Origin of the sequence: Fodinibius sp. SL11, from assembly GCF_052060035.1 — a bacterium.
In the GTDB taxonomy this organism is placed as follows: domain Bacteria; phylum Bacteroidota; class Rhodothermia; order Balneolales; family Balneolaceae; genus Fodinibius.
Map to the genome: position 1 here is coordinate 187,356 of NZ_JBPOEA010000004.1, position 23,236 is coordinate 210,591.

The following is a 23,236-nucleotide window of genomic DNA, read 5'->3' on the forward strand; positions in this document are numbered from 1 at the left end:
GCTGCAGATTATTATTTTATTTCTCCCATCACTGATACCATATTTTTATCTGCTGTATCCCCAATACAGCGGCAGACGTACTAATTTCAATAAATAATGACAAAACGCATCAGAAAAGCAAATAGAGCATTAATCACCTGATTCTTCGCGAATCTTATCCATCTTTTCTGTGATTGATTCCATCTTTTGCTGCTTGCCTTCCAACTTTTGTTCAACTTCGTCGATTCTATTTTCGACCTCATCGAGCAAACTATTTCCACCACCCGAAGGTTTAAAATAGGTCTTTTTCTCTTTGTACTGCAGGACTTCTTTTTTTAGTTGCTTGGCTTCTTTTTTAATCTTGTTGTACTCTTTGCGCAGCTTTTGGATTTTGCTTCTGTCTTCAGGCGCCAAATCAGCCTTGGCCAATTCTTGGTCAAATTTATCTCCTGATTTGGCTGCACGCATCCGGTCATAAATCACATCACAAGCCTCACGATATTCTTTCCACATCTTGTTTTTGTGCTTGATGGGAACATAGCCTGCATTTTTAAATTCTTCCTGCAGTCCCTTGGCAATTTCCACAGCCTCAATAGGATCATCATGCTTACCAAGCTCGCGTAGCTTTTCGAGGATCTCTTTCTTCTTTTCCAGGTTTTCTTTGCGCTCTTCTTTTACCTCTTTGAAATGCTCGCGACGACGATCATAAAACTCATCCATCGCCCCCTTGAACTGCTTCCATATTTTCTCTGACTTATCACGCGACACCGGACCAATTTTCTTCCACCGATCCATAAAACTCTGCATCTGCGAATGACCTTTCTCAAAATCATCGGTATGCTTCACTTCGTTGGCCTTGTCGATAAGCTCCAGCTTCTGCTGATAATGCTCTTCTTCCTGCTCCTGTATTTTATCCTGATTATTCGCCTTTCGTTCATTAAATGCATCCGTTGCTGACTTAAATCGCGACCAAAGCTTATCTTCGGCACGTTGCGGTAAGTTGCCTACTTTTTTCCACCGACGGTGAAGCTTATTAATTTTTCGAGCAGCCGTCGCCAGATCATCCTCTTCAAGCAATGCTTCGGCTTCCTCAATAATCTTTTCCTTCTTGTGGGTAAACTTATCTACCTTGCTCTGGTGATCCGGATCATATTTATATTTCCGATCATAATACTCATCCTGCGCACTTTTGTACCGATCCCAAACTTCATCTGACTTTTCTTTGGGTACCCGGCCAATCTTCTTCCACTGTTTTGTCAGATCATCAAACTTTTCATCGATCTCCTTCCAGTTTTCCGTCTCGTGGGTCATCGACGCCGTAACATTCTCCATCTTCTCTAAAACGGCCAACTTGAGCATCAGGTTATCTTCCTCTTTCTGACGCTTTTGTACCAGTCGATCTACTTTATGATCGTTGAACGTATCCAGCAACTCTTCAAAACGCTCATCAAGTTGTTCCCCTTTCTCATTCGGCAGCGGACCGGTACTGTTCCATTGCCCCTTCATTTGACTTACTCGACGCGTAGCCGTCCAGGTCTCATTCGAAACGATTCCTTCAAATTCTTCAAGCAGCTTTTTCTTTGTCTCTAAATTCTCCTGCTTTTTTTGTTCTAACTCAGCATAGTGCTGCTCTTTACGCTCTTCAAACTCATCAACAGTATCATTGAATTTTTTATAGAGCTTTTTCACCTGCTCATCATCCGTATCGGGACCTTCGGCCCATCGGTGGCTTAAATTATCGAGCTCAACCGAAACGTAAGACCAGTCATTCTGTTTAGTCAGCTCCTGTGCTTTCTTAACAATCTCCTTATAGTAATCGAGCGGATTTTCCTCGTCTGAGACTTCATCATCCTTTTCTTCTTCGTCAACAGTTTGCTCATCACCATCTTGCCCTTCTTGCTGATCTTCAGCCTCATCAACCTGTTCTTCTTCCGCCTCTGGCTCAACTTCTTGCGTTTCAACTTCATCATCAGCTGTATCGACTTCCGCTTCCGACAGATCTGATCTTTTATCTTCAATCTGCTCTTTTAATACGTCGTAATCTCCTATACCCTCGCTGTTTTCAATCTCTTCTTCAAGTGCATTCAGATCTTCCAGCGTAACGTCATCGGCAAGCGTTTCCTCAACTTTCGTCTGAAGCTTGGAGAAGACCTCTCTAAGCTCCGAAAGCTTATCCTCAAGATCATCGGGACTGACCTCACAAAGCTTTTTGCGCTCATCTTGCCCGTCCCCTTTCAGGAAAAGCTCATTATTTTGAGTTAAAATTACGTATTCATCCTCATACTCATGTTGGGATGTTTCCTTGTTCTCTTCCATAGTAGTATCCACAGGTACCTCTATTATAACGCTTGGCGATTCAAAATTTCACTTCTAAACTCTCAGCTACTCAAGAGTTCAAGTAAGATAATATTTCTATAGAACTTATTACAATCCATCTGGGATATCAAAACACCCCTAATTAAAAAGAGCCGATCTCTTAAAGAAACCGGCTCCATAATAAAGTTTTAAAACCCGATAATTAGCTGAGGATCTTATCCATTCTCCTGAAAAAGATGTACATCGCGCTGCGGAAATGGGAAAGAAATATCCTCTTCATCAAATCGCTCTTTAATACGTTTCGTAAGAGCATAACGTAACGGCCATACATTCGCCGTTTCGGTCCATGGACGCACTCGAATACCTACAGCACTATCTCCTAAACTGCTGACAGCAATAAGGGGCTCCGGCTCATCAAGAATGCGATCATCGCTATCCAATACTTCTCTCACAATATTCATTGCTTTATCCATATCATCATCGTAGGCAATACCAAATTCCATATCAACGCGCCGCTTATCATTACGAGAATAATTTTTGATTTCGGTCCCCCACACTTTTGAGTTCGGCATGGTAATCGCAATGTTATCAAACGTATGCATTTCAGTCACAAAAAGTCCTATCTCATCCACAACCCCTGAGGTGCTGCCAATGTCAACCGCATCTCCCACATTAAAGGGGCGTAAAATTAAAAGCATAATTCCTGAGGCTATATTGCTAAGCGTCCCCTGCAACGCCAAACCAATCGCCAGGCCAATAGTACCCAGAACAGCAATTAAGCTGGCCGTCTCAACTCCAAACTTATTTAACACCGCCAGTACAGTTACCGCAATAATGAGGATCTTGCCGGCTTTGACAAAGATGGGAATTATAGTATCATCAAAACGCTCAGACTTATTCATATAACGCTCAATACGCTTGCCCACCCACTTGGCCGTTAACAAGCCGGCAATCAGTATTAATACGGCACCTATTAGCTCTAATCCGTATTCAATGATATACGGCATTAAATCGTCTTGCAAAGAGTTTAATTGATTCATGTTGATCCCTAAAGTTTAATTTTACTTTAAAAAAAAGAAGGCAGCCTGTCGGGCTGCCTTCAAAATATTTATTAAAGTACAATTATTCTTTTACAATTTCGCGGATTTCAGAAAAGCCTTTTTTAACATCTTTCCAAAGCTTTTCACTATCCGCCTTTATCTCATCAAAAACATCATCGCCTGAGTCCTTAATTTTATCCAACTTAGAACGCAGGCGTGAACGGTTCTTTCTTAATTCATCCATTCGTTTATCGAGTTTGGCTTTCAGATCTTGCGACTCCTTATTGACTCTCTTTTGGAGCTCATCAATCTGTGTATTCCATTCTCGAAGCTGTTTTTCCAACTTGTCGATGTACTCTTCTCGTGAATTCATAATAATAGTATTTTTTGAGTTATTGGTTTATCCCATCTATTCCAAGTGGCTGCGCAGCATCCACGCCGTCTTGGAATGTACGTGCAAACGCTCTGTTAAAAGATCAATAGTTGCTTCATCCTCGGCCTCATTAGCCGGTTCAAGAGCCTGGCGGGCCGTCCGTAACACTTGTTCATTACCTACAGCCAAACGCCGAACCATCTCCATAGCCTTTGGTTCATCTTGCTGTTCATCAATAGAAGTTAATTCATTAAATTCTTTGAATGTTCCGGGCGCCCGGTAACCAAGCGCTCGAATACGTTCGGCAATCTCATCAATAGCATCTGCTAACTCCGTATACTGCTCTTCAAATTGTTCGTGGAGTGAATGAAATAGTTCTCCGGTAACATTCCAGTGGTAATTATGTGTCTTTAAATACAGCATGTACGAATCGGCCAACACTCTGGAAAGGGCATCAGCAATTTCTTTACGATTGCCTTCACTTATTCCAATATTGATCTCCATCGGTTTTTCTCCCTTTGTTTTGGTACTCATGACTGAACACCTTAATACTTTGTTAATTCTAATTATTTCGGCAATTGCAGTTTAAGCCACAGTAATAACGTTTATTCCTGCTCTTGAAGTATTCCTTTAAGAGTTCGCAAAAAAATTCTTTTGTATCCTGTAAAATCATGATACTTCTTTATTTAATTATCACATAACTAATACAGGAATATGGGGGTTATCATTCCAATAAACCAATAGAAGGTACCTATAATCAATATAGGTTTTCCCCGATAGATTAGGAATGGAATTCTGAGAAATATTTATATCGCAACCTGCAGATTCAATAGAATCTGAGAGAAATCGGCACCCTGTTCTACAGGATAGATATAGTTCAACTGTACTTCAGAAAATTCAGTCGGAAAAATATTAATGCCTCCGATGAGGGACTCCGAACTGGTCCCAATAAAATCGCCGTCAAAATAGTCCCAGCGTGCAAGCAGCTGTGTCTTCGGCGTAACAAAATATCCCCCCGTTATATGATAGCCGAATGGATTATACTCCATCCCAATATTATCATTAATGGTAGAATACATAAATTCACCGGCCAGCATCATGTTATGATAGGTGACACGAGTATCGGCTCCAAGCAATAATTGGTCTCCCTCAATTCCAGATAACAATCCCGCTCCTGATGTTGTATTCTCACTATCTTCGTAAGAGGCATTTATTCCCATTATAAATTTATCATCCGAACCGTCGCCAATCCCCGTGTTTGCCGATATCCTTGCCGCATATAAAAACTTATTGTCATCATTAGCATTCGGGCCAAAGCCATTACCGTTAAACATGCCCCCAACATACTTAAATTTCCCATCTGCCATCGTTCCCTGCAGCTGAAATCCAATTTGTCTCTTGGGTACCAATTGATTGACAACAGCTGAACGATTTACAAAATCAATGGCTGCTGCACCAGTCAAATACTCATAACTAAATGGTGCTTTAAACAAACCCGTTTTAACCGAAAAGTTCGGCGCAACGTTATAATACATATTTGCATCCAGCAGGCTCGTGCTGTTCATAAAATTAGCTTGCAACTGGTACCCAAATTTTTGATCGAACTCCCCATATACCTGCAGACGAGCATTAGATATTGAAAATCCATTTTCACCGACCACACGTTCAAACTGATAATCCCCAATCGTCTGCAGCAATCCTCCAATCGAGAAATAATCATTTTTAAACTGATTCTTGAATTGCTCAAAATCAGACTCGGATTGGTTCTGAGCCTGTAGTGACATTCCGGTAAAAAAGAGTAACCCAAATAAAAGAACTATCTTGCCAAATTTCGTAGCGTCTGTAATCATCGGAAAAAATTTGTTGAAAAGTTTATTTTTAGGACTGCTAATGCAATTAAAAACGAACTTAACCTATATCATTCCCAATAATTTAAAGAGCTATTCAGACTCCGCTTCCTTTTTCCAGCGGAACCGATCGATCAGTCGCATCATATCGGCGGGAATCTTGGCTTCGAAATTCACTTCTTTTCCATAACGTGGGTGTTTAAACGCCAGACGCCAAGCATGTAACGCCTGACGGTTAATCAACGGCTCTCCCTCTTCCTCGGGCGCGTAGTGCTGGTCGCCCACAAGCTGGTGACCAATATGTTCAAACTGCACGCGAATCTGGTTTTTTAGTCCTGTATCCAGCTGTACTTCCACCAGGGTATTTTCCAGAAACCGCTCTTTCACCTTATACGACAAGCGCGCCGGCGTTGCCCCCTCTTCATCCGGCTCAACCACAATATTGCGGAATCCATCTTTAATAAGCTTTAAATGATGCTCCAGAACGCCCTCATCCTGTTTTATTACCCCGCGAACCATGGCTAAGTAGGTGCGTTTGGGTTCATGATTGCGAAACTTTGCAACAAGATCATTATACGCGCGCTCATTTTTAGCAAACACCATCAGTCCACTGGTATAGCGATCAATGCGATGCACTACGCCTACACGAACACCGTGCTTGGCAAGGTGATCGGCAACAAGATCAAACAAATTTTTGACGTTGCTATCGGGAATAGGCACGGCAAGCAGTCCTGCCGGCTTGTCGACGACAAAAATATCTTTATCCTGCTTAACAATGTAGAAAGGTCGTTTTTTCGCCATCACAAACCGTGCTCCAAGCGGCAAATAGTATTAAATTACCTCCTATTCAACATCATGTACTTCTTTAAGAATGGCTTTAGCCTCTTTATCATCCTTCTGCATCACTCGATGCTGCAGATTCGTGATAATTTCCTGTTGGGCCTTGTCAAAAGCCATCTCCCGGGCCTCTTGTTCGGTACCCGTTCGCAGGATCTCAAACACATCATCCGCGCGGATAATACTGTAGAGTTTATCCTCATTAAAGGCATGAGAACGCAGCTCCTCATACTCCTTAAACAGCTCCGGAAACTCGTCACTGCTCTCCGCCCGATCAATAACTTCTACATCCTCGGGACCTTCAGCGCTCAGTGGGGTTTTACAGAGATAAAAAAACTTGTGCTTATAATTCATAATCCGAAATCTTAGTCAATTTTAATGCTAATAACATTCAAACCGCTTTAATGTAAGAAAAAATCTTCGCACCTTCGTAATCCTTCATCCACAAAATTTTTATCACCACACGCATTTATGTTACAAACGGCCTTCCAAAAAAAATTCAGGCTTATTCCCTTTATCCTGCTACTACTTTTTCTTTTAGGAAGATGTTTCTTACCTGCCCAAGCCCAACATTCTGTATCCGACAGCACATCACCTGATCGGTCACCCATATCTGCCGATAAAACCTCGGACCTATCGGGGCTGTGGCTGCTACCGCAAATCAACAATTCCCTCCATGATAAACTACAATCGAAAGGAATAACTCTTACAAAACGAGAAATTTACAATCCTGAAGGCAGCTCACTCAATAAAGCTATCGCAAAAATAATGATCGGTGACAGCCAAGCCGGCAGCGGTTCATTTGTATCTTCAAAGGGACTACTGCTCACCAATTACCATACCGCAATACAAGGTATTGCACAAAACAGCAATCGCACCCAAAACTACATCCACAACGGCTTTTATGCCGAACCCTCGGGACAAGAAATCCCCCTCGATAACTATCGGCTGCTCATCAGCATTGAACAGAAAGAAGTAACCGATCAAATTAACCAGCAGCTGTCTGATTCACTAACTTATCGGCAGCGAAGACAGCAAAAACAGAAAATCAAAAAGAAGGTCATTGCTAAACGCCAATCCGGAAATAATAATTTGGTCGTTGAGATCAACGACACCTGGAGCGGCAACCGCCAATTTATGTCGGTCTATAAAGTAATTCGAGATGTACGTCTGGTTCATGCCACACCAAATCCTAATTTAAACAGATCCAGCACCTACGCCTTTTTGAAAGCATATGTAAGTCCAAACGGGCAAAGTAAAAGGTATAATAAAACCAACATACCCTTTAAGCCACAAAAACACCTTAGAATAGCTGAAAGGGAGGCTAACGTTCAAGATATTACACTAACACTCGGTTTTCCCGGCGAAACGCAACGCTACGAAAGCAGTTATGCTATCGAATTCTACCAAAATAACCGTAATCCAGTGCTTATCGACATGTATAAAGCCATCCTCGATGCAGCACGTTACGCCGCCAGAGAGGATTCTACCAAAGCCATTAAAAATGCACCGCTTCGCTCGTCAATTGCCCATAACCTCACATATTACCGTGCTATTCAACACAGCATTGAAGAGCATAATATTATCAAGAAAAAGCAAACTGCGCAGGAGGGGTTCAGTGAATGGATCAAACAGGATTCCGTGCGAAATATTAAATATAGGCGCGTTTTAAGCCAGCTCGACCAGTCCTATAGAATCGCATCCCAAACCGGCGACCTGCTCTTTGCCCTGGTCAATGCCATCAATAATAATCAGCTCTTACAGATCGCGAGTCTGTACAATTCATACTACGAACACATAAGTGATTCCACCAAAACCGTTAACAAGCAAGCACTGCTACAACAGCATCAAGACATCATCAACAATATAAATCACGAAGCCCAAGCCATGATGCTTGAGGATATGCTATATTCGCTGGCAACCCTACCTGATGGCAAGGTTCCCTTTTACCTTATTGAGCTTTGGGGTGGCGATCGAGACTCTGCACTAAAGCAGCGTATTCATTCCTATGTACAAAAACAGCGCAACAAATCTATCATTTTTAACCCCAATCACGCCGAGCAATTTCTTAACCTCCCTATCGACAGTATCCGAAACCACTCCAAAGATGAATTAGTAACACTTTATGGCGAATTACTAAACAGCTACCAATTCAGCCGTCAAAACTACTCCCAGCACGTACCCTATCTACAGCCGGCACAAGAACTATATGTTCAGGGGCTTTTCAACTTTCAAAGCGATTCAATCACTTATCCCGATGCGAATGGGACCTTGCGCCTGAGTATAGGCCAGATAAAAGAAATGCAAACCAACAAAAAGAGTGACCACAAATCAATGGAGGGCAGAAGTAAAATTGCCGATTTTATATCGACCAACGATATTTCAGGAGGTAGTTTTGGTAGTCCGGTTTTAAACACCAATGGTGAGCTAATAGGAATGGTGACGCACAGAAGGTCCAGAAGCATGGCTAACGACCTGCTTTTCCAACCGGAATTATCCCGCACAATCAATCTGGATATTCGACATATTATCTCCCAAATTTCGGAATTTAATAACGGGGAAAGCTTGTTAAAAGAGATGCAGATTTTGGAAACAATTACTGATTAAACACTAATTCATCGGTCGTTATCAAATACAGTAGTTCATGGGATTCGATATTATTATCACAATCCTTGTTCTAATATTAGCTTTTGCGGCACTCATCGTTGACCTCTGGAGTCCGGATGCTGTTCTTATGACTGCCGTTGGAATCGTGACTGCTGCAGGAGTGATCAGTTTGGAGCAAGCTGTTCGCCAATTTGGGAATACCACTATTTTAGCCCTTGCGACGTTATATATTATCGCAGCAGCACTCCGCAACAGTGGTGCTCTTGACTATGCCAGCGAGTTCATTCTTGGAAAGGGCAGTCAAAACATCAGAAAAATACTATTGCGAATGACTCCCAGCGTATCTATCTATTCGGGATTTCTCAACAATACGCCAATTGTTGCCATGGGCATACCTGCCATACGAAGTTGGGCTCGAAAATATGAAGTATCTTCCTCAAAGCTATTAATTCCTCTTTCGTATGCTGCTATTTTAGGGGGGATGTGTACCCTTATTGGGACCAGCACAAATCTTATTGCACATGGTTTGTTACAGAGCAATGGCATGGCAGGATTTTCATTTTTTGAATTAGCCTGGCTGGGCGTGCCTTGTGCCATTATCGGCCTCACCTATATCATTGTAATAAGTCCAATTATTACACCGGATCGCACTGATATTCGCGAGGAAGAGGAAGCACAGCGCAAATCGCTTGTTGAACTTGAAATTACAGAGGAATCGAGCCTTGTTGGAGAAGCAGTAAGCGAAGCGAATTTGCAAAAGCTCCCCGGTTTCAGGCTTGTTCGAATCAACAGAAATGGTGATGAACTTGCCCCTGTACCCGAAAAAGAGAAACTACGTTCAGGGGATCATTTGTTTTATGCACCTAAAGAGGGATTTGCTGAAATATCTCCCGATCTAACAGATTATCCAGGACTTAAATTAGCTGTAAAACCACCGCGTGAAATTAAACGGGAGAAAAAGAAAGACCGTGAACTCCACCAAGTTGTCGTAAAGGAAGGATCACGGTTAGTTGGGTCCACTGTTGAGGAAGCAAAACTATTAGACCGTTTCGGGGCCGCCGTTACCGGTGTGAGAAGGGGTGAAAAACGAATTAATGAAGATCTTGGCGACTTTGTACTTCGTCCCGGTGATGTACTTCTGTTAGATACCAAGCGCGGATTTCAGCAAGCACACGAAGATTCTGCTGATTTTTATTTAACCAGTGAAGCCGGTGGCGAAGCTCCCACTACCAACCACCAAGAGACCCGAAAACAAGAATTTGGGAAAGATCTATATGTATCCGTATTTGTTCTTATCAGTGTCATCGCTTCGGTAACGGCGGGCATTTTCCATATCGCATTGGCTGGAATTCTTGGCGTAGCTCTGTTAATGGCCTTTGATGTGATTGAGCCCGGCGAAGCAAAAGAATCTATTGACTGGACGGTATTAATTGTCATTGGAGCAGCACTTGGGCTCGGTAAAGCAATGGAAGTCAGCGGTGCTGCTGAGATGATTGGTGACGGAATGGTTGGACTTACCAGTGATTATGGCCCGCGAGTTATACTTGTTGGCCTTGTTTTGGTAACAGCTCTGCTCACCGAAACCATCACCAATAATGGTGCCATAGCACTAATGTTTCCCATAGCACTTTCGATTGCGCAGTCACAGGGTCTTAACCCACGGGCTTTTATCGTCAGCATAACACTTGTTTCGTCAATGGCCCTGTTGACTCCCATAGGGTACCAGACCAATTTAATGGTGTATGGACCAGGTAACTACAAATTTACTGACTTCTTTAAAGTCGGATTTCCACTGGCTCTTGTATTATGGATTGTCGTAATTATCTTAGCCCCTATAATATGGCCGCTATAACATCTATATTCTGAGTTCAACTTAATAAAGGTTATCATTACCGAACAAACCCATGGTTTGGAGTTTGGGGATCTATGGAACAATGGCTACGCAAAACATTTAAGATTACTGAGTGGCTGCCCGATTATAGCAGCCGTAAATTTGGTGGAGACTTAACAGCCGGTCTAACAACCGGTGTTATGTTTATTCCGCAGGGAATGGCATACGCCGTTATTGCGGGCGTTCCTCCCATCTACGGCCTCTATGCCGGCGTTATTCCCTTGCTTATCTATCCACTGTTAGGCACATCAAAAAACCTGTCAATCGGCCCCGTCGCTATCGATATGCTCATTGTTGCCGCGGGTGTTAGCCTTCTTGCTGAGCCTAATACTGATCGCTATATCACGCTCACAATATTACTTACGATGATGGCCGGGGGCTTACAGCTGCTAATGGGATCAATGCGGCTCGGCTCGGTACTCAATATTTTTTCGCGCCCGGTTATTGCCGGCTTTACGCTTGCCGCACCTCTCATTATTGCATTTAGCCAAGTTAATAATTTATTCGGCGTTGAACTTGCCCAAACCCAGTATATTTTTGTAATCTTTGAAGAGTTGCTATGGGAATTTGACTACATACATTGGCAAACATTCACCTGGGGTATCATAGCTATTGTGGTAATGGCTATTGTACGATATGTGAAACCTATCTTTCCCATTTCAGTCGTAATCCTTGGCGTTAGCATTATTTTATCCTGGGTATTGGGAGCCGGTCAGCTTGGCATCAGCCTCGTAGGAGAAATCCCAACAGGATTACCTGAGTTTTCAGTACCGGCAATAAATTTTAATAACATGCGCGAACTATTGCCTACCGCCCTCACCCTGGCGCTGGTGCAGTTTATGAGCGTAGCTTCACTGGGACAAACATTTGCCAAACGCCACAATTATATCATTGATGCTAATCATGAGTTGGTGGCGATTGGCGCCTCCAATTTTTTGGGCAGCCTTTTTAAATCTATCCCGGTATCCGGCAGCTTTTCCCGATCGGCGGCATCCGAGCAGGCCAACGTCCAAACACCGCTGGCCAACATCATAACCTCTGTCGTCATCATTGCCACACTCCTGTTTTTAACACCTATTTTCTACTTCCTGCCGATGCCTATTTTGGCGGCCATTATTATTGTTTCGGCTCTTAACCTCATCGATATCGGGGAATTTAAATTTCTCTATAAAACCAAACGCAGTGAGGGACTCATTGCTGTTTTTACAGCAGCCTGTACCCTTTTAATTGGCATACAAGAGGGTATCCTGCTTGGGGTTGTGGCCTCTATGATTCACATGCTATACAAATACAGTCGCCCTAATGTGGCTGAACTGGGGATTATCCCCGGCACGCGCCTGTTCAAAAACCTGGACCGCAATCCCGAGGCCAAATCCATTAACGGCCTAATGATTCTTCGCGTGGATGCTTCATTTTCTTTCGTTAACGCTGACTTTTTTCGGGATTATATCATCGAGAAAAGCCGGGAGCGTAATAAATCTACACGCTATGTTATTATTGATGGCAGCACTATAAATACGCTTGATACCACAGCCATTGAACAAATAAAAACGATGGTGGGCACCCTTAAAAACTGGGATATCGAACTCTATATTGCCGGACTCAAAGGTCCTATTCGTGATGTGGTGAGCAAATCGGGGTTACGTGAATTTATGGGCGAAAACCATTTTTATCGCGATCCCCACGAAGCAGTTTCCCACATTTTGGAACTTATTGATGAAGAAGACCAAAGTTCTCGTCTGTCCGACTACAAAGACGTAACTGGCTAATTAACTGTCCATTTTTTGTAACAAATCGGGAATTATCATCCACCTGAATCGTGCCGTACCAGGTTTTATCTGCTTCCATTTTACAGCCGGGTGCTCAATACAAACCAGTCCGCCCGTTGGTATGCGTGCAACATATTCTCCCTCCCCATTGCACAATAGGGAAACCGTTTCTTCAAGCAGCGGATTGTGCCCTACTAACATAATTCGATCGGTATCATCCTCCGCCTTTTGTACCACTGACAGATAATCACGCGCCCCGCCATAGTACAGATCTTCATTCCACGTCACGATATCAGCTGTTAAATCAGCAGCTTTTATGAAGTACTCGACCGTCTCTTTGGCACGCTTAGCCGTAGAACCGTGAATATAGGTGGGCTGAACACCGGTTTTCTTAATGAAAAACCCCATTCGTGATGCATCAATACCTCCCTGTTTTGCAAGCGGTCGATCAAGATCTTTTTGCTTTCCAGCTCTATGTGATGACTTCGCATGACGCATCAACATTATCGTCTTCATAATTCTCTACTATTTAAATTTAAAATCAAATGATACTACTATCAATTTAGTTCTTCGGCTTAAATAACGCTATTGGAAAGTTATGCTTTTGAAAACAATTTTATTTTAAGAATATGCTTGGGAGCAAAATAGGTAAGCGTTGCACCGCGAGCCAGCATAAAGGAAGTCATTCCCAGCCACAGGGCATGATTTCCAAAATACTGAACGCCAATTGCATAGGTAGGCAAAAATACAACCAGCGTTGCAATAATCATGGAATCGCGCATAGGACCTGTTGCTGTAGCACCAATAAAAATACCATCCCAGATGTATGAAAAACTACTCACCGTAGGTCCGGCAATGGTCCACAGAAAATAAACCATGGCGGTATCGATGACATCCTGCTGGTTTGTAAATATCTGCAGTATTTGTACATCAAAAATAGCATACACGAGCGACGCCGCCACGCCAATACCCGTCCCCCAAATAAAGCAATATTTTACCGCCAATTTTACGCGCCTTTGCTGATTAGACCCCGTATATCGACCAATCAAACTTTCGGCGGCGTAAGCAAATCCATCAATGCCGTACGAGACAATCATCCAGAGCTGTAATAATATGGAATTCGCTGCCAGCACGACATTACCGAACTCCGCAGATTTTGCCGTAAAAAAGGAGAAGGTAAAAATAAGACAGAGTGTACGAATAAATATATCGCGGTTGACAGAAAAGAATTTTTTTATGGCTTCCAGCTCAAGCAGAAGATCATGCACGTAGCCGCTCAACCAGCTTCGGTATTTATAAATCAGTAGAAATACCGCCAGCGTTACCCCCGCATAGCGAGCAATTAGCGTACCCAGCGCAACACCGTCTACGGTCATGCCCATGCCGTATACAAATAAGACGTCAAGCCCGATGTTAAGGCTGTTCAAAAAGATGGTAACAATCATAGGATAACGGGCATTCTGCATCCCCAGAAACCAACCGTTTATGGCATACAAACTGAGGGTAGCCGGTGCCGTAAAGATGCGTATCTCAAAATAGAGGCGGGTATAGCGTTCCACTTCGGGCAATGCTTCCACAAGCCAAAAACTGAGGTCGGCAATCCATGCCTGCAGCAAAACAATTAAAATCCCAAAAACAATGGCAACGGTTAACGCCCGTGCCAACGTCATGATACTGTCCGTCTGATTCTCCTCACCGAACGCCTGCGCCGTAAGTCCGGTAGTACCCATCCGCAGGAACCCAAATCCCCAGAAGATGAAATTAAAAATCATGCTCCCCACGGCAATGGCTCCCAGATAATAGGCTTCCTCAAGATGGCCTACCAGTGCCGTATCAACCGCCCCGAGCAGGGGTACAGAAAGGTTGCTTATAATATTCGGAATGGCCAGATTTAGAACTTTCCGATTCAACGGACTTGCAGAAATTTATCGTTTACATTAGCGTTTGAACTGTAGGCACAGGCGGTTTTGAAATGGCTAAATATAACTTAATCCCGATAGAATTACGATTATTCAAAATAGATAAAATGCCAACCAGCTTTACTTTGGGCTGGATTATTTTAACTCATTTGTTGTTTTTATTGTGATAACAATTTAAATCAGTTCATGAAAATTTATGGAAACAAGTTACTGGCAAAGCCGGTGGCAAAAAGGGAATACCGGATGGCACATGGATACTGTTTATCCCCCGCTACCGAATCTATGGAATCACCTTGGCATTGAGTCCACTGCACGTATTCTTGTTCCACTTTGCGGCAAAAGTCTGGATTTGCAGTGGTTTGTTGATCAGGGACACACAGTTACAGGTGTAGATGTATCCCAAAAAGCTATGTGCCATATCAAGCAACGACATCCCGAATCGTTTCGGCGGGATAACAGTCATGGCTTTACAATCTATTGTTCCAAGTCACTGGTGCTTTGGAAAGGTGACTTCACGAAATTACCGGCTACAGAAATTCCCCCGCAAGATCTCATTTATGACAAAGCGTCGATTATAGCTTTGCCGGCTAACATGCGTCAGCGGCATGCCGACAAGCTCATCGAATTATGCAGCCCGCACACCAAAATATTAATGCAAACATTTGAATATGAGCAACAGGAAATGAACGGGCCACCCTTTTCGGTAGATGAACAAGAGCTTGAAAAGCTGTTTGGCAACCAGTTTAAACTTACATGTATCCACGAACAATCCAAGCTTGAGGAACTGCAACGATTTCAACAACGAGGATTATCTTCGTATTTGACAGAAAAGGTTTTTATTCTAACACTCTCAAATAGTGGATAACAACATACACCGGACATGTAACTCTCTATTGAGATAAATTTGCCATTTTAGACTTGCAGTTGCATATCAGCAAGTCGGCATGTATTTTCAAAGTCATATTTTCAAAAACCACCTTAATTATACACGTATCTGAACATGGATATTGAAAAGCGCAATAGATTATTAAGCTTAGTACTGGGAATAATCATCCTTGGATTAGGTTACTACCTGTATCATTCAATTGTTGATCCTTACCAAGAAGTAATTGAACGCGAACAAATGACAAAGAAAGTACGTCATCAAATGGGGCTTGTCCGTGATGCCCTTGTTCAATACGAGCAAGATAAAGACAATTTTCCTCCTACTGAAGGCGGACTCGATACGCTGGTAACGTACCTAAAGACGGATTCCCTGATGGTAGCCAACGGGGATTCACTTTTTAAACCATTGAATTCAAATGAAACATATAATCCGGATTCCTTAATATATTCCCCACGTCCACCTCACAAAAAGTTTGAGTATACTCTCAACGATACTCTTCGTCCGAACATTTATCTATTAGAAGATCCTGATACTAAAGACCGTATCGGTTCGCTTGAAAACACCACTGAACTGAACGCTGCCAGTTGGGAATAATGAAACATGGAGGAACAACATCCGAGTTTAGGACTTTGTTTTTTTGGGAAACAGCTTTTCTATGCTGTAAATGATCCTGAGGAATCGCGCAAGCTCAAGCGCATAGGATGTTACGACTTTAACTTTGATATAACCGAAACGCTGCTTGGTAATTCCGAGCAGCATTTTCGGGGTATCAAGCAAACCATTGAGCAATTTAAGGAAGAGTACGATATTCGCCACCTGCGTATTCTTTCGCTTCCCACCCAGGAATGTTGGACCTCGGTTCCTAAAATCGTATACGACGATCCTGATGAGCGAGAAAAGCATATCAATATTTTAATGAGCGATATTGACCGTAAGAACATCCAACCAACTTGGTATCCGCTAAGCAATCAGGATTACAAATTTCTGCTGCTACGCAACAACGAATCTTTTGAGGGGCTTCGACAATTGGCCGGTAATACTTCAACTACCGACCTGATCAGTGATTTTGAATTGGGATTGCGCTGGGTACAACATGCCAATCCCGGCGGATCATTTATGAGCATTTGCTGCTACAATAACTGCATTACTATAGGCTCATTTATTCTTGGGAAATTGCGCGGAGCCACCTACATAACTTATGATGAGGTACAGGACCTTCCCTATCTATGGTTACAACATACCCAGCAACTAAACTGGATGGGCGGGCTGCATGAGGAAATTTACGTCTATGGGAAAAACGCTTATCAGGTCATTGAAATACTTCAACCTTTTTGGGATGACACCGGTAATATCACCAAAATGGATACCTTGGGAAAAATTCAGATCAAAGCCGATGAACAAACCTACGGCTTTAATCTCGAATCAGCCTTCCCGGCAATCATGTTAGCTCTCAATTACGATTGATGCCAAGCTGAATCCGTAATTACCGCTGTCAGCATTATTTTTTGTACCTTTGCATCTATATCAAGGTTTTCAAATACAGAATAAGTAGCACATGCGCATTATTACCGGTACGCTTAAAGGCAGACAAATTAATATCCCAAACACTTTAAATGTACGACCTACAGCGGCCCGTACCAAGGAAGGACTTTTCTCAATACTCGACGCCCGAAAATACATCCGCAATGCCAATGTTTTAGATCTTTTTGCGGGATCGGGCAACCTGGGATTTGAAGCTATTTCTCGAGGTGCTTCCAAAGTGCTGTTTGTAGACAGTGATCGCAGAAACATCAGGCATATCGAAAGTGTAGGCCGCGAATTTGACGTCAGTGATCAAATCCGAACGGTAACATCACCGGTAGAAAAGTTTCTGGAGGGTATGCCGCTTCCCTACGATATCATTTTCTCGGATCCGCCCTACGATTATCCCTATATGCACGAGATGATCGAAAGCATCACCTCTGATGGATGGTTAGCTGACAATGGATGGCTCATCCTGGAACACGATAAGCGTCACGACTTTACGGATCATCCGCATTGTGCCTATTACAAAGAATACGGCCGCACCCATGTAAGCATTTTTACCAACCAAAAAGGAATTGAATTTTAAACTTTTCTCCCTATGGAAACCTTGGCCCTTTATCCTGGTTCATTCGACCCCATTACCTACGGACATCTTGATATCCTTGAGCGTGCTACTGAACTATTCGATGAAGTCATCATTACCATTGCGGTAAATAATAAAAAAGAAACGGTTTTTTCAGGGGATGAGCGCGAAGCTTTAATTGAAGAATGCCTAAAAGGTAAACCCTGGGCCAAGCAAGTTGAGATTCAACAGTTTACCGGCTTGCTGGTAGATTTTGCTAAAGAAAAAAACGCCCAAACCCTGGTTCGCGGGGTTCGACAAGTTTCCGATTTTGAATACGAGTTCCGAATGGCCCTTACCAACCGACGGCTGGCGCCCGAAGTTGATACCGTCTTTTTGATGCCCAATGAGCAACTTACCTTTATCTCTGCTTCCCTGGTTAGAGAAATCGCCTACTGGGACGGTGACCTCTCTTCATTTGTGCCCGATCACGTAGCACGGGCCCTGCACGAAAAGTTCAAGGACAATGAACAGTAATTCGTATTCTTTATTTTAGTCTCGTGATGAATCATAAGGATATCCGTCTCATAAACACATAGAAATAGAGCCCACTTTTTTCTATTTTCAATACTTTCAAAACTGATCTCAAGCAAAAGAGTTGATAGCGTTATGATCTCAAAACGAGCGCAAGCTGTTTCCCCCTCCGAAACATTGGCCATCTCTGCCAAAGCCAAAGAATTAACGCGACAAGGCAAATCCGTTGTTTCGCTGAGTGCTGGCGAACCCGATTTTAAAACGCCCAAACATATTTGTGATGCAGCCATTAAAGCAATTAACGACGGATTCCACGGCTATACCATGAATACCGGAACTCCGGAGTTGCGGCAAAACATTTCTGATAAACTGCAGCGCGATAATCAACTCGATTATGATCCCTCTCAAATAGTCTGCACCAACGGTGCCAAACAGGCACTGGGCTTTAGCATGCTGGCCATGATTGATGAAGGTGACGAGGTTATCATTCCAACACCCTACTGGGTTTCTTATCCACAGATGGTAAATGTTGCGGGAGGAACTCCTGTTACCGTGCGTACCTCATTCGAAAACAACTACCGGATGACCCCGGGACAGCTTGAGGATGCAATCACTGAAAACACCAAAGCAGTAATGCTCTGTTCGCCCTCTAATCCTACAGGCACCTGCTATAGCGCCGAGGAACTTACGGCTTTAGCAGATGTATTAGCTGATCATCCGCAGGTGAATATCATCTCCGACGAAATTTACGAATACATCGTTTTTGAGGATAATCATGTAAGCATTCTTAATGTAGCGCCTGAACTTAAAGAACGCACTGTGCTCATTAATGGCTTTTCTAAGGGATTTGCGATGACAGGATGGCGTCTTGGTTACCTGGCCGCACCCAAGGCCTTTACCGACGCCGTTGCGAAGATTCAGAGCCAGGAAACCTCCGCTCCATCCAGTATTTCCCAGAAAGCCGGTGAAGCAGCCTATCGGGGTAACCTTGATGCCGTCCATGATATGCGCGATTCGTTTAAAAAACGCCGGAATTATATCGTAGAAGCGTTATCAAAAATTGACGGACTTAAATGCTTTAAACCATCCGGTGCCTTTTATGTATTCCCGGATGTTTCGTACTACCTCAATACTACATCCCCAGATGGAGATTCCATTAAATCCAGCACCGATTTATGCATGTACCTGATTGAAAAATATGGTCTGGCTGCGGTTCCCGGCGATGCTTTTGGGGAACCAAACGGCATGCGACTGAGTTATGCCTCTTCAATGGAGGATCTGAAAGAAGCAGTTAATCGTTTGCAGAACGGATTACAAGCATTAACCCAATAACACTGAAAATTTGTACAAATAATTAAGTTTGGCACATTTTATGCTGCTATATAATGTGCAAGTTGTACCAACAAAAATCATTTACAAATTATGCCTACTTACAAATACAAACGTGAAGACGGAACTACTTTTGAAATAAGACAAAGTATCAACGACGATGCGTTGGCTGAATGTCCGGAAACAGGACAGAAAGTTAAACGCGTTATTTCGGGCGGCGGTGGTGTTGTATATAAAGGCGACGGCTTTTATGTAACGGATTATAAAGACAGTGACCGAAAAGAAAAACGTGCCAAAGAAAAGCAGCAATCCAATGGAACGGGCGGATGCTGTGCCGCTAACGGTACTTGCTCAGTTAACTAAATATATCCAACTGCTGATCCCCAAAGTGTGGATGACAATCGCTCACAAACCCATGAACAAGCGTTAGAGCAATTTATTTTGCTTTGGGGGGAGATGGCATCTGCTTGGGGTATCAACAAGACAATGGCTCAAATACACGCCTTGTTATATGCTGAATCCGATCCGCTGGATACCGATGCCATCATGGATCAGCTTGATATAAGTCGGGGCAATGCCAATATGAACCTGCGCAACCTTTTGCAGTGGCAACTGATCCACAAGGTGCACTTCAAGGGCAATCGAAAAGATTTCTACACTGCCGAAAAGGATGTTTGGACTATCGTTTCAACGATCATCAGGGAACGGCAGCAGCGTGAAGTGACTCCCATCCGACAGAACCTAAACAAAACCCTTGATCTTTTTGAGGATAAAGAATCATTATCGGATGATGAACAGGAGTTCCGGGAACGCATTGAAAAGTTTACCGAATTTCTGGAAATGTTTGAACGCTTTACGGAAGCGTTGCTCCCTTATATCAACAAAAAGAACCTGAAGTTCCTCAAGCATCTGGTTAAACTGGCCGAAATGAAACACTCGATTACGGGATCAAAAAAGGACGCTTCATCACCACAACATCATGAGTAAAAAAACAACCCGGGAAATTGGCGATGAAGGCGAAGAGTTGGCCACCGCTTACCTCGAATCAAAAGGATATACCATTCTGGAGCGTAACTATCACTTTGAACGCGCCGAGGTGGATATCGTAGCCTATGACAACGAAACCTGCATTGTTTTTGCTGAGGTTAAAACACGATCTTCCAATACCTTTGGCGAACCCGAAGAGTTCGTTGATGATAATAAGATTCAAAATGTATACAAAGCAGCCGAGGCTTGGATTTATGAGCGAAAAATGGATGGCGCTCCGGTACGATTTGATGTGATTTCCATCCTTCAAAAAGGAAATGAAGCCCCCGATATCAAGCATTTTGAAAATGCCTTTACTCAAGGACGATAATCCATAAATTTAATCTTCTGGTTGACCAAATAATCGGGCTCTAAGGTTTTTAAACTTCTCTAACTTCTCCGCAAACTTTGGACTCTCCAGTAAGCTTTTGCGCTTTTTTTTGTAAAACAGGGTATCTAACAGCATATCTTTTGCTTTCACAAAAAACGGAACGGTGACCAAACTTGCCCCCACATAGCCTATCACCCAAGGTGTAGACACTCCTGCCAAAAACAAAATTAGCGCTATAATCAGGTAATAGAAAGGAAGCAGTAATCCCACCAAAAACTTTACAGAAGCTTCAAAGACTTCGTCTTCCAAATAACTATTTACAAGCCATCGGACCAGCTGATAAGGCAGTGCATTATTTACCAGTGAGAAAACATAAAAGGGGCTCAAGACAATATCCTTGCCGCTCATTGTTAGGGAATGGACAACTTCTTGAATATCCATGTCATGCTCACCGGCTTGCTCCAGTAAAAACTTCGACGCATCAATCTGCTCACCGTTTAATTGCTCACTAATAGATCTTGCGCGATAGTTCACCAGTTCAGGTTCCAGCAAGTCGTTCCGATTGGGCTCCAGCTCATCAAGCATCAATTGATACAATGGATAGTGCTTTTTATTCGGGATATGCAGCGTCAACTTTTTCAGGCGGGCACTGATATTCATTTTCAACTGGTGTGCTGCTTCGCGTTTATCCTTCTTATAACTCTGTCGATACTCCTTGGCCGCTACTGCTTCTCCAAAAGCAATCCGCACCGGTGTTCTTGACTTTCGGTGATCACCATAGCTAATTCCAACCGGAACAATCTGCAGGTCGAGATTCCAGTTGTATCTTTCTTCGGCCCCAAAAACAATACGCGTAAAACCTTTACTAAGGGGACGAATGCGTCTTATCATTTCATGATTTGCCTCTGCAAATACAAGCAGCGCATCATTTTGGTTAAGACGTTGATAGCACTCCTCAAAAATCTGTTCATTACGTTTAATCGCCCCAAAACCATCTCGTGCGCGATAAACCGGAAGCATGTTCAACGAATGGAAGAAACGATCTAATAACGGATTGCCAAACGCCTCGGCCCGTGTCAAAAAATGCACAAAATGTCTGGTATTATTAACCACGTGCAAAGCATCCAGAAATGCATTCTGATGATTCCCTATAAACATCACCGGTTTATCTTCAGGCACATAATGCCTGCCGGTTACAGTTATATCTGAATAAAAAAGATTTAATGCCGGACGGATGATACCATACCGGAAAAACTGATACCAGAGATAGTTCTTACGCATTGCTAAATACTTGTTGTAAAGCTGATTTTCCTATCGACCAATACCATCCAATGCCCAAACCGGTGACAATGTGCCAAATACCCCACCAAGCAGCCACAAGAGCCATACCGCCCAACCCTTCGAAAAAATTAAAGATGAGCAGCAGTCCTAATCCCGAATTTTGGATACCTGTTTCAATCGCTATTGATTTTCGGTCTTTATAAGGCAGATTACATAATGATGCTAACGCATATCCACCTGATAAAGCAAAAGCATTATGGAAAAAAACCAGTCCAATAACCAAATGCACATAGCTCAAAAAGTTCTCAAAGTTCATCCCAAAGGCTACCAGCACAAACCCCGCAAAAAAGACGATTCCAAATCCCTTAATCCAGCTTGATATTTTTTGGGCTACCTCCTCTCGATAATGACGAACAGCCATTCCCAATATAAGAGGAATCCCCAAGATTAAACCGATAATCTTAAATACTTCCCACAAATTTATATGGATATCTTTTAATATTATACTCGTTGGCTCATATAAACTGGCCCATAATGTAAAGTTAAAGGGGGTCATAATAATGGCAGAGGTTGTTACGATGGCTGTCATACTTACCGACAATGCGGCATTCCCTTTGGCCAGCAAAGAAAAGAAATTTGATACATTCCCACCCGGACAGGCCGCAACCATAAACATCCCCAACGCCATACTTGGATGAGGTTCAAAAAAGAGTACAAGCAAAAAAGTTATAGCGGGTAATAATACGAATTGCGAAAAAATTCCAACGATCGTAGACTTGGGATCTTTAACAACACGCTTGAAATCGTTGATAGATAGTTCCAGGGCCACTCCAAACATAATAACTGCCAGCGATATATTCATCACCAGCAAACCGCCCTCACCTAAATTTAAGCGCAAGGCATCAATAGATTCATTCATAACTCATCAAATTAAAATCACAACCCACCATCATTACAACAGAGATTGGCTCATCCCAACGGACGGTTAAATAAAACAAATTTTATCACATTTCTCAGTTATTTTTACTCTACAACAACATTGGGACGTAACTTATCCATGGTCTGTAGTCAATATTCCTGATTTTTTCGCACTGCTTGATATCAGGAAAACCCATTACGCGCACGATACTCTACAATTCCCTGAAAATAAGCAGAACCAATACTTCCGAATTAATCCGCCGGCTG

Annotated in this window: 23 protein-coding genes; 12 read left to right on the forward strand and 11 right to left on the reverse strand. The window is 42.8% G+C overall.

From position 1 onward, the window contains the following. Positions 1-129: 129 nt before the first annotated feature. The 7 genes from ACQ76V_RS07985 to ACQ76V_RS08015 form a co-directional block, all read right to left on the reverse strand. Positions 130-2,307, reverse strand: coding sequence for a DUF349 domain-containing protein (locus ACQ76V_RS07985; protein ID WP_440999961.1), 2,178 nt, complete (start codon positions 2,305-2,307; stop codon positions 130-132). 203 nt (positions 2,308-2,510) lie between these two features. Continuing rightward, entirely contained in the window at positions 2,511-3,335 is an 825-nt protein-coding gene (locus ACQ76V_RS07990) for a mechanosensitive ion channel family protein (protein WP_440999962.1), read from the reverse strand. Between the two features lie 82 nt (positions 3,336-3,417). Beyond that, positions 3,418-3,708: a coiled coil domain-containing protein gene (locus tag ACQ76V_RS07995; protein WP_440999963.1), complete on the reverse strand. Its 291-nt coding sequence runs from the start codon at positions 3,706-3,708 to the stop codon at positions 3,418-3,420. 36 nt (positions 3,709-3,744) lie between these two features. After that, on the reverse strand, positions 3,745-4,242 hold the full coding sequence (locus ACQ76V_RS08000) for a Dps family protein (RefSeq protein ID WP_440999964.1): 498 nt from the start codon (positions 4,240-4,242) through the stop codon (positions 3,745-3,747). Positions 4,243-4,514: 272 nt separating this feature from the next. After that, positions 4,515-5,558 (reverse strand): porin, encoded by a 1,044-nt coding sequence (locus tag ACQ76V_RS08005; protein WP_440999965.1) that lies wholly within the window; start codon positions 5,556-5,558, stop codon positions 4,515-4,517. A 90-nt stretch (positions 5,559-5,648) separates the two neighbouring features. Beyond that, positions 5,649-6,356, reverse strand: coding sequence for an RluA family pseudouridine synthase (locus ACQ76V_RS08010; protein ID WP_440999966.1), 708 nt, complete (start codon positions 6,354-6,356; stop codon positions 5,649-5,651). Between the two features lie 42 nt (positions 6,357-6,398). Continuing rightward, positions 6,399-6,746 (reverse strand): hypothetical protein, encoded by a 348-nt coding sequence (locus tag ACQ76V_RS08015; protein WP_440999967.1) that lies wholly within the window; start codon positions 6,744-6,746, stop codon positions 6,399-6,401. A gap of 117 nt (positions 6,747-6,863) precedes the next feature. On the opposite strand from ACQ76V_RS08015, the gene ACQ76V_RS08020 reads away from it, so the two are divergent. The 3 genes from ACQ76V_RS08020 (at position 6,864) to ACQ76V_RS08030 (ending at position 12,659) form a co-directional block, all read left to right on the forward strand. Continuing rightward, entirely contained in the window at positions 6,864-8,999 is a 2,136-nt protein-coding gene (locus ACQ76V_RS08020; protein WP_440999968.1) for a S46 family peptidase, read from the forward strand. A gap of 37 nt (positions 9,000-9,036) precedes the next feature. After that, the gene (locus ACQ76V_RS08025) at positions 9,037-10,851 is read left to right on the forward strand and encodes an SLC13 family permease (RefSeq protein WP_440999969.1); all 1,815 of its coding nucleotides are present in this window, start codon (positions 9,037-9,039) and stop codon (positions 10,849-10,851) included. Positions 10,852-10,925: 74 nt separating this feature from the next. Then, positions 10,926-12,659, forward strand: coding sequence for a SulP family inorganic anion transporter (locus ACQ76V_RS08030; protein WP_440999970.1), 1,734 nt, complete (start codon positions 10,926-10,928; stop codon positions 12,657-12,659). Here the strand turns inward: ACQ76V_RS08030 and ACQ76V_RS08035 are convergent, their stop codons facing one another. Together ACQ76V_RS08035 and ACQ76V_RS08040 are read right to left on the reverse strand one after the other, a co-directional pair. Next, complete coding sequence (locus ACQ76V_RS08035) at positions 12,660-13,175, reverse strand: SixA phosphatase family protein (RefSeq protein WP_440999971.1); 516 nt, start codon at positions 13,173-13,175, stop codon at positions 12,660-12,662. Positions 13,176-13,255: 80 nt separating this feature from the next. After that, positions 13,256-14,569 carry an MATE family efflux transporter gene (locus tag ACQ76V_RS08040; protein ID WP_440999972.1) on the reverse strand — a complete coding sequence of 438 codons (1,314 nt, stop codon included), beginning with the start codon at positions 14,567-14,569 and terminating at the stop codon, positions 13,256-13,258. Positions 14,570-14,774: 205 nt separating this feature from the next. Here ACQ76V_RS08040 and ACQ76V_RS08045 point away from each other — a divergent pair, with 205 nt between their 5' ends. From ACQ76V_RS08045 to ACQ76V_RS08085, 9 genes are all read left to right on the forward strand, one after another. Beyond that, a complete protein-coding gene (locus ACQ76V_RS08045; protein WP_440999973.1) occupies positions 14,775-15,443 on the forward strand; it encodes a hypothetical protein in 669 nt (222 codons plus the stop codon). Between the two features lie 135 nt (positions 15,444-15,578). Beyond that, positions 15,579-16,058 carry a hypothetical protein gene (locus ACQ76V_RS08050; RefSeq protein ID WP_440999974.1) on the forward strand — a complete coding sequence of 160 codons (480 nt, stop codon included), beginning with the start codon at positions 15,579-15,581 and terminating at the stop codon, positions 16,056-16,058. 6 nt (positions 16,059-16,064) lie between these two features. After that, on the forward strand, positions 16,065-16,928 hold the full coding sequence (locus tag ACQ76V_RS08055; RefSeq protein WP_440999975.1) for a hypothetical protein: 864 nt from the start codon (positions 16,065-16,067) through the stop codon (positions 16,926-16,928). A gap of 91 nt (positions 16,929-17,019) precedes the next feature. Continuing rightward, on the forward strand, positions 17,020-17,574 hold the full coding sequence (gene rsmD / locus ACQ76V_RS08060; RefSeq protein ID WP_440999976.1) for a 16S rRNA (guanine(966)-N(2))-methyltransferase RsmD: 555 nt from the start codon (positions 17,020-17,022) through the stop codon (positions 17,572-17,574). A 12-nt stretch (positions 17,575-17,586) separates the two neighbouring features. Continuing rightward, a complete protein-coding gene (gene coaD, locus ACQ76V_RS08065; protein WP_440999977.1) occupies positions 17,587-18,087 on the forward strand; it encodes a pantetheine-phosphate adenylyltransferase in 501 nt (166 codons plus the stop codon). 132 nt (positions 18,088-18,219) lie between these two features. Then, positions 18,220-19,416 (forward strand): pyridoxal phosphate-dependent aminotransferase, encoded by a 1,197-nt coding sequence (locus tag ACQ76V_RS08070; RefSeq protein WP_440999978.1) that lies wholly within the window; start codon positions 18,220-18,222, stop codon positions 19,414-19,416. Between the two features lie 90 nt (positions 19,417-19,506). Further along, positions 19,507-19,776 (forward strand): FmdB family zinc ribbon protein, encoded by a 270-nt coding sequence (locus tag ACQ76V_RS08075; protein ID WP_440999979.1) that lies wholly within the window; start codon positions 19,507-19,509, stop codon positions 19,774-19,776. 27 nt (positions 19,777-19,803) lie between these two features. Continuing rightward, positions 19,804-20,400 (forward strand): GbsR/MarR family transcriptional regulator, encoded by a 597-nt coding sequence (locus ACQ76V_RS08080; RefSeq protein WP_440999980.1) that lies wholly within the window; start codon positions 19,804-19,806, stop codon positions 20,398-20,400. Continuing rightward, on the forward strand, positions 20,393-20,770 hold the full coding sequence (locus tag ACQ76V_RS08085) for a YraN family protein (RefSeq protein WP_440999981.1): 378 nt from the start codon (positions 20,393-20,395) through the stop codon (positions 20,768-20,770). The genes ACQ76V_RS08080 and ACQ76V_RS08085 overlap by 8 nt, the downstream gene beginning before the upstream one ends. A gap of 9 nt (positions 20,771-20,779) precedes the next feature. Here ACQ76V_RS08085 and ACQ76V_RS08090 read toward each other — a convergent pair whose 3' ends face one another. Both ACQ76V_RS08090 and ACQ76V_RS08095 read right to left on the reverse strand, forming a co-directional pair. After that, entirely contained in the window at positions 20,780-22,051 is a 1,272-nt protein-coding gene (locus tag ACQ76V_RS08090) for a 1-acyl-sn-glycerol-3-phosphate acyltransferase (RefSeq protein WP_440999982.1), read from the reverse strand. Beyond that, positions 22,044-22,970, reverse strand: coding sequence for a bile acid:sodium symporter family protein (locus ACQ76V_RS08095; RefSeq protein WP_440999983.1), 927 nt, complete (start codon positions 22,968-22,970; stop codon positions 22,044-22,046). The genes ACQ76V_RS08090 and ACQ76V_RS08095 overlap by 8 nt, the downstream gene beginning before the upstream one ends. Positions 22,971-23,236: the final 266 nt, after the last annotated feature.

Excerpts from the sequence above, each read along its gene's own strand:
- ACQ76V_RS07990 (WP_440999962.1), bottom strand. The coding sequence starts at position 3,335 with ATGAATCAATTAAACTCTTTGCAAGACGATTTAATGCCGTATATCATT.
- ACQ76V_RS07995 (WP_440999963.1), bottom strand. The coding sequence starts at position 3,708 with ATGAATTCACGAGAAGAGTACATCGACAAGTTGGAAAAACAGCTTCGA.
- ACQ76V_RS08000 (WP_440999964.1), bottom strand. The coding sequence starts at position 4,242 with ATGAGTACCAAAACAAAGGGAGAAAAACCGATGGAGATCAATATTGGA.
- ACQ76V_RS08005 (WP_440999965.1), bottom strand. The coding sequence starts at position 5,558 with ATGATTACAGACGCTACGAAATTTGGCAAGATAGTTCTTTTATTTGGG.
- ACQ76V_RS08010 (WP_440999966.1), bottom strand. The coding sequence starts at position 6,356 with ATGGCGAAAAAACGACCTTTCTACATTGTTAAGCAGGATAAAGATATT.
- ACQ76V_RS08015 (WP_440999967.1), bottom strand. The coding sequence starts at position 6,746 with ATGAATTATAAGCACAAGTTTTTTTATCTCTGTAAAACCCCACTGAGC.
- ACQ76V_RS08020 (WP_440999968.1), top strand. The coding sequence starts at position 6,864 with ATGTTACAAACGGCCTTCCAAAAAAAATTCAGGCTTATTCCCTTTATC.
- ACQ76V_RS08025 (WP_440999969.1), top strand. The coding sequence starts at position 9,037 with ATGGGATTCGATATTATTATCACAATCCTTGTTCTAATATTAGCTTTT.
- ACQ76V_RS08030 (WP_440999970.1), top strand. The coding sequence starts at position 10,926 with ATGGAACAATGGCTACGCAAAACATTTAAGATTACTGAGTGGCTGCCC.
- ACQ76V_RS08035 (WP_440999971.1), bottom strand. The coding sequence starts at position 13,175 with ATGAAGACGATAATGTTGATGCGTCATGCGAAGTCATCACATAGAGCT.
- ACQ76V_RS08045 (WP_440999973.1), top strand. The coding sequence starts at position 14,775 with ATGGAAACAAGTTACTGGCAAAGCCGGTGGCAAAAAGGGAATACCGGA.
- ACQ76V_RS08050 (WP_440999974.1), top strand. The coding sequence starts at position 15,579 with ATGGATATTGAAAAGCGCAATAGATTATTAAGCTTAGTACTGGGAATA.
- ACQ76V_RS08055 (WP_440999975.1), top strand. The coding sequence starts at position 16,065 with ATGGAGGAACAACATCCGAGTTTAGGACTTTGTTTTTTTGGGAAACAG.
- rsmD (WP_440999976.1), top strand. The coding sequence starts at position 17,020 with ATGCGCATTATTACCGGTACGCTTAAAGGCAGACAAATTAATATCCCA.
- coaD (WP_440999977.1), top strand. The coding sequence starts at position 17,587 with ATGGAAACCTTGGCCCTTTATCCTGGTTCATTCGACCCCATTACCTAC.
- ACQ76V_RS08070 (WP_440999978.1), top strand. The coding sequence starts at position 18,220 with ATGATCTCAAAACGAGCGCAAGCTGTTTCCCCCTCCGAAACATTGGCC.
- ACQ76V_RS08075 (WP_440999979.1), top strand. The coding sequence starts at position 19,507 with ATGCCTACTTACAAATACAAACGTGAAGACGGAACTACTTTTGAAATA.
- ACQ76V_RS08085 (WP_440999981.1), top strand. The coding sequence starts at position 20,393 with ATGAGTAAAAAAACAACCCGGGAAATTGGCGATGAAGGCGAAGAGTTG.
- ACQ76V_RS08090 (WP_440999982.1), bottom strand. The coding sequence starts at position 22,051 with ATGCGTAAGAACTATCTCTGGTATCAGTTTTTCCGGTATGGTATCATC.
- ACQ76V_RS08095 (WP_440999983.1), bottom strand. The coding sequence starts at position 22,970 with ATGAATGAATCTATTGATGCCTTGCGCTTAAATTTAGGTGAGGGCGGT.